Source organism: Duganella zoogloeoides (assembly GCF_034479515.1).
In the GTDB taxonomy this organism is placed as follows: domain Bacteria; phylum Pseudomonadota; class Gammaproteobacteria; order Burkholderiales; family Burkholderiaceae_D; genus Rugamonas; species Rugamonas zoogloeoides.
Map to the genome: position 1 here is coordinate 3,048,777 of NZ_CP140152.1, position 10,668 is coordinate 3,059,444.

At 65.3% G+C, this 10,668-nt stretch carries 9 protein-coding genes; 3 read left to right on the plus strand and 6 right to left on the minus strand.

Annotated elements, in window-relative coordinates; genetic code table 11:
- Nucleotides 1-6 precede the first annotated feature (6 nt).
- The 3 genes from SR858_RS13480 to SR858_RS13490 all read right to left on the minus strand — a co-directional run bounded on the left by SR858_RS13480 (nt 7) and on the right by SR858_RS13490 (nt 2,469).
- Entirely contained in the window at nt 7-573 is a 567-nt protein-coding gene (locus SR858_RS13480; protein ID WP_040378172.1) for a TadE family protein, read from the minus strand.
- A 5-nt stretch (nt 574-578) separates the two neighbouring features.
- Nucleotides 579-1,988, minus strand: a complete 1,410-nt coding sequence (locus SR858_RS13485; RefSeq protein WP_019924358.1) for a hypothetical protein — start codon at nt 1,986-1,988, stop codon at nt 579-581.
- A gap of 181 nt (nt 1,989-2,169) precedes the next feature.
- Nucleotides 2,170-2,469: a hypothetical protein gene (locus SR858_RS13490; RefSeq protein ID WP_019924357.1), complete on the minus strand. Its 300-nt coding sequence runs from the start codon at nt 2,467-2,469 to the stop codon at nt 2,170-2,172.
- A gap of 208 nt (nt 2,470-2,677) precedes the next feature.
- Here SR858_RS13490 and SR858_RS13495 point away from each other — a divergent pair, with 208 nt between their 5' ends.
- The gene (locus SR858_RS13495; RefSeq protein ID WP_019924356.1) at nt 2,678-3,976 is read left to right on the plus strand and encodes an MFS family transporter; all 1,299 of its coding nucleotides are present in this window, start codon (nt 2,678-2,680) and stop codon (nt 3,974-3,976) included.
- A 22-nt stretch (nt 3,977-3,998) separates the two neighbouring features.
- Here the strand turns inward: SR858_RS13495 and SR858_RS13500 are convergent, their stop codons facing one another.
- Together SR858_RS13500 and lldD are read right to left on the minus strand one after the other, a co-directional pair.
- Complete coding sequence (locus tag SR858_RS13500) at nt 3,999-4,847, minus strand: MipA/OmpV family protein (protein WP_019924355.1); 849 nt, start codon at nt 4,845-4,847, stop codon at nt 3,999-4,001.
- A gap of 13 nt (nt 4,848-4,860) precedes the next feature.
- A complete protein-coding gene (lldD, locus tag SR858_RS13505) occupies nt 4,861-5,991 on the minus strand; it encodes an FMN-dependent L-lactate dehydrogenase LldD (RefSeq protein WP_019924354.1) in 1,131 nt (376 codons plus the stop codon).
- Between the two features lie 186 nt (nt 5,992-6,177).
- Here lldD and SR858_RS13510 point away from each other — a divergent pair, with 186 nt between their 5' ends.
- Complete coding sequence (locus SR858_RS13510; protein WP_019924353.1) at nt 6,178-8,364, plus strand: ATP-binding protein; 2,187 nt, start codon at nt 6,178-6,180, stop codon at nt 8,362-8,364.
- 71 nt (nt 8,365-8,435) lie between these two features.
- Nucleotides 8,436-8,858 carry a DUF4019 domain-containing protein gene (locus tag SR858_RS13515; RefSeq protein WP_019924352.1) on the plus strand — a complete coding sequence of 141 codons (423 nt, stop codon included), beginning with the start codon at nt 8,436-8,438 and terminating at the stop codon, nt 8,856-8,858.
- Here the strand turns inward: SR858_RS13515 and SR858_RS13520 are convergent, their stop codons facing one another.
- Complete coding sequence (locus tag SR858_RS13520; RefSeq protein WP_322534590.1) at nt 8,859-10,472, minus strand: mechanosensitive ion channel family protein; 1,614 nt, start codon at nt 10,470-10,472, stop codon at nt 8,859-8,861.
- Nucleotides 10,473-10,668 lie beyond the last annotated feature (196 nt).

Sequence of the window (10,668 nt, forward strand, 5' to 3'; positions counted from 1 at the left end):
ACCTCGCTACGGACAAGGTTCGTCGCCAGGCGCGGCGCCCAGGGTCTCCACAGCGGCGATCGTCGTGGACATCGGCAGTTCCAGAGGCAGCTTCACCAGCGGGAACATGGCGCGATAGGCGGTCAGGTCGCATTTGTCAGTGACGGCCGGATCGCAGATCCGTACCCGCACCAGCCGGATGCACGCGGCGCTGTTGGGATCCTTCATGCAGGCGATGCGGTTGTTCACCGGGCACGCTGGCATGTTGCCGGCGGCGATGGGCTGCATCACTTCGGTGCCGGCGCCGGACAACGACATGTAGTCGATACGCACATGGGCATCGCTGACCGGCGCGCCCATGATCAGGTTGCCGGGCATCGTGCGCAGCACCGCGCGCTGGCGCACCGCCGCCATCGCTTGCGGGTTGGAAAAGTCGGCGCTGGCAGCGGCAAGCGCCGCGCGCTGCGTCACCATGTACAAGGCGTTGTACAGGTACATGGCGCGTCCCACTTCCAGCACCCCGCAGGCGACGGTCAGGAATACCACCAGCACCAGCGAAAATTCCGCCGTCACCAGGCCGCCCGCCCTGCGCATGGCGTTCACCGGTACAACTCCACCGGACCGCCCAGGGTGTGCTCGGGCGCCAGGCCGCCAAACTCCGCATACAGCGTGGTGGGCGTGGCCGGTACCGTCATCAGGAATTTGCCGATGGCCAGCACGGTGGCCGGCTCGGGCCCGCCGGCCGCCACCGGACAGGCCAGCAAGGGCACGTTGAGCACGCGGCGATTGGTCACGCCCTTTTGCACCAACGGCGGCGCCTGGAAATTGGTCCCGCTCGTGCTCTGGTACGGGATGGTGCCGGGATAGCTCTTGGCGGCGGGCGCGCCCGGGGCGTACAGGCTGGCCCAATCGCCGGCGCCAAAGGTCGCGTAACCGGCCGCCGGTTCATCGACGCCCTCCTTCCATTCGCTGAACGGCACCGCCCTGGCATAGGCCCACAACGGTCCGTATGCTTTAGGGTCGGTGCCGGCGGGCGCTGGCGACAGGTCGGCGATGGTGCGGCGCTTGCCGCCGCTGGTAATGACCTGCGCCCCTTGCTCATTGGGCGTGGCGGCCATCCACGGCACGCCGCCGTCGCGCAGATACGGCCGCGAGTTACGGTCCACCACCGCGGTCGCGGCCGCGCACAGGTTGTTTTCGTACTGGGCGAAACGCGAATTGAGCTGGCGGTACAACGCTGCCAGCGGAAACGGCTGCGCCACCATCAACTTGCCGCCCTGCAACGTAGTAATGCCCAGCTGGCCGGTACATACGTGCGGTCCCACCACAGCATCGCTCAGTCCGGCGGCAACGCCAGCGCCGCCGGCTTGCCCAGCTGCCAGCGTGGGATGAATCACGAAGCTGACGGGAACGACGCCGTCCGGATTAAGTTGCATCAGATCGTAGGCGACGCCGCGCCGGAAGCCGTATTCCACCAATTCCTCGGTGGCCGGCGGACCGGTATTGAGGCGCTTGGCACCGGCCGCTTCGGACATCGCACACACCGCCAGCGGCATGACGTCGATGCCGGAGCGGCCCGCCACGGCGGTGGCGGCCACCGCCACCGATTGCATGGAAGAGTGAAGCAGCCTGATGATGAACAGCGCGACCGAGCCCACTGCCGCATCGAGCTTGCCGGTATCAGCGCGCACGAACAGCAGTCCCGCCGCCGCCGCCCGGGCCGCATCCGCGCTCTGCCAGCCGCCGGTTGGCGTGGCGCCGAACGACAGCATGTCATCGCGCCACGCCAACCGGCGCGCGCCATAGCGGTAGCGCAGGTCGGCCAGCGCCTCCGCCCCCTTTGCCAACGCGTTGTCGATGCCGCTGGTTTTGCCATTGAGCTGCTGGGCAGCGGCCACCGCCACCGTGCGCGCGGCGAGATCGAGCTCCTGGCGACGATATTGCACCAGGGCCAGGTCGAGCGCCATGCCGCTGAACACTAGCAGGCCCATCAGAATCATGATGAACATGAGCGCAGTGACGCCGCCCTGGCGACGGCGAGGAAGGGTTCTGTATATTGCCATTGCGAAATTGTAGATCGCAGGAAATATTCAGATTTGTTTTAACGCAAGGTGAGCATGGGGTCGGTCGGCCGCCATGGCTGCCATGGGTGCGCCAGCGGCTGGGCCATGGCTGCGGTGCCGGGCAATGTCAGCGGCGCTTGAGCAGGTAATAGCCCACGCCCAGCGCCACCGCCGCAATCGCGGTTTTCTTGACCGTGCGCTTGTCCACCCGGCGGGCGATGCCTGCCTGGATGGCCGGCGCCTGCGTCAGCAGCAGCTTGCCCCACTCGCGCAGCTCGTTGTGGGCCAGCTTGGAGCTGGTTTGATCGAGCAGTTGCCTGACGCGATCCGGCAGGGTGTCGACAAAAGTCGGTTCGTGGCCGGTGACCAGGTCAGGGTTGGTGGCAGACTGGTTGACGGGCTTGTTGACAGGCTTATCCAAATTCATGGCGATGCTCCTTTGGTTAGTTTGTTAAAAGATACACGGACAGAAACCCGTTCAACGTGCGCTCGCTAACCCTGGCCACACTGTCTGAAAGAACAGGCTGTACCAACGCGGCACACGCTGTTGTCGAAGATGCTTTACAATCAGAAACATTGTTCATGAATGAAACATCTTCAGGAACGTGATATCTACTTACAGCAACGGGAGCAGCATGACCGCCACAACACAACCCCATTACAGCGCCGAGGAAAAACGCAAACGCGTGTTTGCCATCATCAGCGCTTCCTCCGGCAACCTGGTCGAATGGTTCGACTTTTACGTTTATTCGTTTGCCTCGATCTACTTCGCCAGCCAGTTTTTCCCCAGCGGTAACCCCACCACCGAATTCCTGAAGTCCGCCGCCGTGTTCGCGGTCGGCTTCCTGATGCGTCCGATCGGGGGCTGGCTGTTCGGCCGTATTGCCGACCGCGTGGGCCGCAAGAAATCGATGATGATCTCGGTGATGATGATGTGCGGCGGCTCGCTGGCGATTGCCGTATTGCCGACCTACGCCACCATTGGCGTGGCGGCGCCGATCCTGCTGCTGATAGTGCGCATGTTCCAGGGCCTGTCGGTGGGCGGCGAGTACGGCACCACCGCCACCTATATGAGCGAAGTGGCGCTGCGCGGCCAGCGCGGCTTCTTCTCGTCGTTCCAGTACGTGACCCTGATCGGCGGCCAGTTGCTGGCCGTGTTGACGGTGGTGATCCTGGAAGTATTCCTGACCGAAGCCGAGCTGAAGGCCTGGGGCTGGCGCATTCCGTTCGTGATCGGCGCGATTGCCGCCGTGGTGTCGCTGCTGCTGCGCCGCACCCTGCACGAGACCAGCAAGGCCGCCGACATGAACAACAAGGAAGCCGGCACCCTGGCCTACATCTTCAAGCACCACCGCGCAGCTTTCATTACCGTGATCGGCTACACGGCCGGCGGCTCGCTGATCTTCTACACCTTCACCACCTATATGCAGAAATACCTGGTCAACAGCGCCGGCATGCCGGCCAAGACCGCCAGTATCGTGATGACCGGCGCGCTGTTCCTGTACATGTGCATGCAGCCGCTGTTCGGCATGCTTGCCGACCGCATCGGCCGCCGCAACTCGATGATGTTGTTCGGCGCCCTGGGCGCCATCGCCACCTTCCCGATCCTGGCCATGCTGCGCGGTAACGACAGCCCGGTGCTGGCATTCCTGCTGATCACGCTGGCCCTGGCCATCGTCAGCCTGTACACGTCGATCGGCGGCCTGGTAAAAGCGGAAATGTTCCCGCCAGAAGTGCGCGCGCTGGGCGTGGGCTTCTCGTACGCGATCGCCAACGCCATCTTCGGCGGCTCGGCCGAATTCGTGGGCCTGACCTTCAAGAACCTGGGCCACGAAAACTGGTTCTTCGTCTATGTGACGGTGATGATGGTGATCGCCTTCCTGTTCAGCACCCGCCTGCCGAAGACGCCGTCGTACCTGCATACCGATCACTGACCGGCAGCGCCGGGCCTGCGATTTACTCCCACGCCCGCGCCGCCGACCTGTGGATGGTCCACGTAAAGCCGATACCGGCCGACCAGCCGCTGTTCTTGCGCAGCAAGGGGCTGTCGCGGTTGGCCGCGTGGCTCAGGTTGTCGTAGCGGGTAAAGCCGAACAGGCGCCAGTCGGGTGACACGCGGCGCGACAGGCTCACGCCCAGCCGGGTCATCATCAGGCCGGCGTCCGCCTGGTAGGCGGGTCGCTCGGCGGTGGCGTATTGCGGCGCCACGTCGTAAAAATACTGGTTCAAGCGGGCGTTACCGAAGACCATGCCGAGGTTGGCGTCGGCTTGCCACAGGCCGCTGCGGTCGCCGGTCTCCGCCACCAGGCGCGGCTCGAACACCAGGCCCTGGCGTTTGAAGCCATTGCCCAGTTCCAGCGGCACCCGCAACGGCAGCTCCAGCCGCAGGCGCGACATCCCGGTCTCGGCCAGGCGCACTTTCAGGCGCGGGCCGAATTCCAGTAACGAATTGAGGTCGGGCATGCCGGCGCGCGCTCCCACGTCGTCGGACTTGGCCGGCAGCGACAAGGCGAAGCCGACGTCGAGTTCCACCCGGTCGGTGTTGAGCAAGCGCGCACCGATGCCGGAACGGTCGGCGCGCAGCACCTTGCCGCGATAAATCACCATCGGCAACACCAGTGCCCGCTGCGAACGGTCATCGGCGCCCGGATAGGCCGGCGTGCTGGCGGCGCCGCCAAACAAGCCGACTTCCCACAGCGGCAAGTCCGGCGCTGGAGCCGGAACCGGGACTGGTTCCACCCGCTGGGCGACGGCCGGGGCTGCCAACGCAGCCACCACCACCACGGTCCACAAACGTACCTTCATTAATACTCCAGGTTCAGGCCAACAAGTGCGGGCCAATCTCGCGCACCGATTTTACGCCCGTGAGCACCATGGTGGTCCGGATATCTTTTTCCAGGATGGCCAGCAGCTTGTCCACGCCAGCCTGGCCCTGCGCCGCGAGCGCATACACGAACGCCCGGCCCAGCAGTACACCGTCCGCGCCCAGCGCCAGCAGGCGGAAGATGTCGGTGCCGGTACGGGCGCCGCCGTCGGCAAAGATGGTCATCTTGCCTTTGACTGCCTCGGCAATTGCCGGCAGCGCGCGCGCGGTGGACAGCGCGCCGTCGAGCTGGCGGCCGCCATGGTTCGAGACAACGATGCCGTCCGCACCGAACGACAGCGCGGCGCGCGCATCGTCCGCTTCCAGGATGCCCTTGATCACCATCGGCCCTTCCCACTCGTCGCGGATCCACTGCAGGTCGCTCCAGCCGATGGCCGGGTCGAAATTATTGCCCAGCCAGCCGATGTAGTCGGCCAGCCCGGTCACCTGGCCGCGATAGGTCGAAATATTGCCGAGGTCGTGCGGGCGACCGTGCAGGCCCACGTCCCAGGCCCAGCCCGGGTGCGTGACCGCCTGCAGCATGCGCCGCAGCGCAGCGTTGGGGCCGCTCATGCCGCTGTGGGCATCGCGGTAGCGTGCGCCAGGCACCGGCATATCAACGGTGAATACCAGCGTGGTGGCGCCCAGCGCCTTGGCGCGCTGCAAGACGTCGCGCATGAAGGCGCGGTCCTTGAGCACATACAGCTGGAACCACAGCGGCTTGTCGATCGCCTTGGCTACCTCGGCCAGCGGACACACCGACACCGTGGACTGGATGAATGGAATGCCGCGCGCACTGGCCGCGCGCGCAGCCTGCACCTCACCCCGGCGCGCGTACATGCCGGTCAGGCCCACCGGCGCCAGCGCAATCGGCATGCCGTAGGTGTTGCCGAACCACTCGGTGGTCAGGTCCAGGTCTTCCGACCCTTGCAGGATGCGCTGGCGCAGGTTGATCTGTTGCAGGTCATCGACGTTGGCGCGCAAGGTCTGCTCGGCGCCGGCGCCGCCGTCGAGATAGTGGAACAGGAACGGAGGAAGCTTGCGTCGCGCGACGGCGCGGAAATCGGTTGCGGATGAAACGATCATGGGCTGGCAGACGGGTTGGCGGGGGTTGCCCGATTGTATCATTGCTACTCTTTTGCAATCGTTGGCAATCAGCATCAATCATCAAGATGCGCATTACTCGTCGGTCTACCGGAGCATCAGCTGTTAATTTCCATGCGTAAAAAGTAGTAGAATTCCCCGCTGACCACCTCAATACGCGAGTTCCCCTTGTTAGACAGCTTTCCGGTACGCGCCCTGCGCGCCGCCCTCGACCAGGGCGACCTGGACCTGCACGGCTGGCGCGCCCGGCTGCTGGACGGCCTGTGCAGCGCTGCTTTCTGGCTAGGTTTGCTGGTGATGCTGCCCAGCCTGTGGGGCGGCGCCAGGCAGGGCCACTGGATGCTGGTCGTGGCCGACATCGTTGCCGTCACCGGCATGGCCGTGCTCAATTTCCGGCGCGGGCTGTCCTACCGCTGGCGCGCCGGCGCGCTGCTGGCGATCGCCTACCTGATTGCGGTGGCAGTGCTGTTTTCCATCGGCCCGCTGTCGCAGATTTACCTGATGGCAGTGCCGGTGCTGTGCACGGTGCTGATCGGCAGCCGGGCAGCCTTCTGCGCCTTGCTGTGGTGCAGCGCCACCTTGCTCGTGGCGGGCGTGGCCGGCGGCATCGAAACCGGCGTGGCCGTCCTGGTGATCAGCCCGCTGGCGCACTGGATCCTGCTCACAATTAATTTCTTGCTGGTCGCCGCCGTGCTGACCATTTCCTGCACCTACCTGTTGCACGGGCTCGACGGCGCATTGGCGCGCCAGCGTGCCCACATCCTCGCCCTGCAGCAGCGCGAAACCGCCCTGCAGGCCTCGCAAGTGCGCCAGGCCGAGTCGCTGGCTGCGCAGCGGGCGGCCGAAGTCTCGAACCAGCTTAAAAGCGATTTCCTGGCCATGATCAGCCACGAGATCCGCACCCCGCTGGGCGGGGTGATCGGCATGCTGCGCTCGGCGCTGAAGGACGCGGGACTGCCGTCTGACACCGTCGGAAAGCTGCGCGTCGGCCTCAGCAACGCCGAAGTACTGCTGCAAATCATCAATGACATCCTTGATTTCTCGCGCCTGGAAGCGGGCAAGATGCCGCTTGAAACGCTCGACTTCGACCTGCCGGCCCTGCTGCACGACGTGGTGGACCTGCTGGCCGACCGTGCCGAGGCCAAGGGCATTTCGCTGATTGCCGATCTCGACCCTGGCTTGCCCGCCTGGTGGCGCGGCGACCCGACGCGGGTGCGCCAGATCGTGGTCAACCTGGTGGGCAACGGCATCAAGTTCACCGACCATGGCGAAGTGCGCCTGGGCGCCGCCGCCGACAGCGACGGGATAGTGCTCAGCGTGCGCGACAGCGGCATCGGCATTGCCGCCGACGCTCTCGACCGCCTGTTCCAGAAGTTCGCGCAAGCGGACGCCGGCACTGCCCGCAAGTACGGCGGCACCGGCCTGGGCCTGGCGATCTGCAAGAATATCGCCGCCGCCATGGGCGGCCGCATCGAAGCCGGCAGCGAGCCCGGCGTGGGCAGCGTGTTCCGCGTCTATCTGCCGCTGGCGCCCGGCACACCGGCGCCACAATCGGCCGTCGCGCCACGCGAGCCGCATGGCGCCCGCCTGGCGGTACTGTGCGCCGAAGACGGCAGCACCAACCAGATCATCCTGCGCGAATTGCTGGGCGAAATGGGCCATGCCATCACCATCGCCGAAGACGGCGTGGCAGCGCTGGAGCAACTGGCCGCGCGCGATTACGACCTGGTGATCATGGACGGGCGCATGCCGCGCATGGACGGCATTGCCGCGCTGCGGCGCCTGCGCGCCGGCATGGACGGCGTGCGCGACCCGCAAGTACCGGTGATCGCGCTGACAGCCAACGCCACGGTGGAAGAACGCCGGAGCTTCCTGGCGGCGGGCGCCAACGGCTTTCTGGCCAAGCCGGTGGACGAGGCCGACCTGCACGCCGAAATCGCGCGCCAGTTGATGGCGTTACAGGCCCTCGGCAAGCCCCTGGCCGGCGCACAAACCGCAACCGACCCGCGCCGTCAACTGGACACGATGTTCGGCGTGGCCGACCTGGCGCCGGCCGACGACACCTTGCAGCGCGCCTTGCGCGCCGCGTTCCAGACCGAAGGCCCGCGCCTGTTGCAGATCATCGGGCAGGGCCTGGCACAAGGCGATACGGCCGCAGTGGCGCTGGCCGCCCACAGCCTGCGCGGTGCGGCCGCCTTCCTGGGCGCCGCCGCGCTATCGCAACGTTGCCACCGGATCGAACAACTCGCCGATGCAGGTGCAACGGAGGCCATAGGTCAGCACCTGGCGGCGCTGCGGCAGGAGCTTGGGCAAGCGCTGGCGGACATAGCCGTTACCGGCCACGCGCCACGGTGACAAAGCGCGCATTTTTGCGCCATGCCGATATGCTAATCTTGCTGATTACTTTTTTTCAACAAGGACTTTCCATGCGCCACCTGGCCCCGCTGTTCATCGTCGCTTCTGCCCTGCTCTGCGCGCCAGTGCACGCCGACAATACCGGCGCGGTATCCAAAGCGAAAAACGCGGCGGAGCAATGGCTGGCTTCAGCCGATGCCGGCCAGTACGACAAGAACTGGGAGGAAAGTGCCAGCGCCTTCAAGAAGGCTGTCACCAAGGCGCAGTGGGAAAACAGTCTGAAGTCGGTACGCGGCCCGCTCGGCCCGCTGAAAAGCCGCACCCTCGCCGCCGCCGACTACACCCAGAGCCTGCCCGGCGCCCCCAAGGGTGAATACGTGGTGATCCGGTACACCAGCGAGTACGCCAACAAGGCCGGCGTGGTCGAGACCGTCACGCCGATGCTGGACGCTGACGGCACCTGGCGTGTATCGGGCTATTTCGTCAAGCGGTAATCAGGGACGCACCAGCACCGGCACGTCGTCGCCCTCTTCCGGGTTCTTGCTCAGATACACCACGGTCTGGGTCGGGAAAGCCAGCTCGATGCCGGCTGCTTCAAGCTGCTCGTAGATGTTCAGCAGCAGCTCCTCGCGGATAATGACCTGGGTATCGAATTCCTTCACGTTGATGTAGGAAAAAACTTCAATATTGAACGAGCGGTCGCTGATATTGCCCAGGCGCGCGCGGCCGCCTTCGGCCATGTTCACATTACCGGAAATGATCTGCTGCACGATCGATATCGCCTCGCGCAGCTTGGCCGACGGCGTGCTGTAGGCAATCGCGATGATCGGGTTGAACAGGAACCGGTCGCGGTCGGCGTAATTCTCGATCTGGCGCGCCGACAGGTCGCCGTTGGGGACCGTCACCACGGTGCGCTCGCCGGTGCGGATGCGGGTGGAACGGATGCCCACGTCTTCCACCGTGCCGACCACGTCGCCCACCTTGACGAAGTCGCCCACCTGCAGCGGCCGGTCGGCGATCAGGGTGACGCTGCCCACCAGGTTTTCCACGGTCTTCTGGGCGCCCAGCGCCAGCGCGATACCGCCGATACCGAGCGCGGCGATCCCGGTCGTGACGTCGATGCCGAAGGTGTCGAGGATGGCGATGACGGAAAACGCCAGCAGCAGGAATTTCACGGCGCGCCGCACCAGGATGATCACGGACACCACTTGCCTGCGCTGGTGGCGCTGCATGCGCGTAATGGCCAGGTCGGCGATGCCATCGACCAGCCGCAGGCTGAACCACACCACCGCGATGGCGGTAACGATGCCGGTGTAGCGCAGCAAGGTCTGGCGCGCCACGATCGACACCGGCAACTGGTCGGCCCAGTTATAGAACACGAACACGCCCACGAGCAGGCTGAACGGCGGCAGCGCTGCCTCGAAGAAGCGGAACGGGCTGCTGGCTGCCGGATCGGACAGCAAGCGGCGGGTGCCGACCACCAGTACCACCGAGAGCAGCCACAAGCCGCCGAAAATCGCCACGCCCAGGCCCAGCAGCGTGGCCCAGTCCTTGAGCGGCGCACCGCCGATGAGCACCTCGTTTTCCGCCGGGGCGGCCGGAACCGGCACGCGGCGGGCCGCCGCCGAGATCTGGCTCAGCGTCTCTTTCGAGATGCGCCAGATCCTGGGCTCGCCGTCGGCGCTGCGCGTCATCACGATCGGGATTTTCTTTTCCTGCAGGGTGACTTCACCGATGTCTTCCTTGTCGGCATCGAGCTCGTCGTCGAGCTTGCCGGTCTCCTGGTTCGACAGCGCCGCAAACGGCTTGAGCGAACCGCTGTCGTCGAGCATGGCGTGGAAGGTGCGGGCCTGGGTGGCGACCGCCAGTTGCTGGCGGTTGTTGGCCGGATCGGGCACATCGAAGTACTGGGCGGCCCGGTCATAGTCGAGCTCGGCCAAGGCGCCGATCAGGCCGGCCACGGCCGAACGCGGCGTTTCGCGGCCCAGGTTGTCGGTGGGGGTTTCCGCCGCCGGCGCTGGCGCCTTGGGCGCAGCGGCCATGGCTGCGGGCATGCTCATGGCCAGCATCAGGCACAGCAGGATAGATTGGAAGAATCGCTTGGGCAAATGAACCTCTTTGCTGAGTGAAGACCGCAACAGCATGCTGCGGTTGGGCTGCAAAGTCTAGCATCCAGGCCGCCTCACCTACGCACTGTTGACAAGAATCCACTCCGGCTTTATTCATGTCGATCATCATAACAATCGTTGACAAGCGCTATGATGACGATCATCATATAAATCCCTGACCGCATACTTTGGAGAG

Excerpts from the sequence above, each read along its gene's own strand:
- SR858_RS13480 (WP_040378172.1), bottom strand. The coding sequence starts at position 573 with ATGCGCAGGGCGGGCGGCCTGGTGACGGCGGAATTTTCGCTGGTGCTG.
- SR858_RS13485 (WP_019924358.1), bottom strand. The coding sequence starts at position 1,988 with ATGTTCATCATGATTCTGATGGGCCTGCTAGTGTTCAGCGGCATGGCG.
- SR858_RS13490 (WP_019924357.1), bottom strand. The coding sequence starts at position 2,469 with ATGAATTTGGATAAGCCTGTCAACAAGCCCGTCAACCAGTCTGCCACC.
- SR858_RS13495 (WP_019924356.1), top strand. The coding sequence starts at position 2,678 with ATGACCGCCACAACACAACCCCATTACAGCGCCGAGGAAAAACGCAAA.
- SR858_RS13500 (WP_019924355.1), bottom strand. The coding sequence starts at position 4,847 with ATGAAGGTACGTTTGTGGACCGTGGTGGTGGTGGCTGCGTTGGCAGCC.
- lldD (WP_019924354.1), bottom strand. The coding sequence starts at position 5,991 with ATGATCGTTTCATCCGCAACCGATTTCCGCGCCGTCGCGCGACGCAAG.
- SR858_RS13515 (WP_019924352.1), top strand. The coding sequence starts at position 8,436 with ATGCGCCACCTGGCCCCGCTGTTCATCGTCGCTTCTGCCCTGCTCTGC.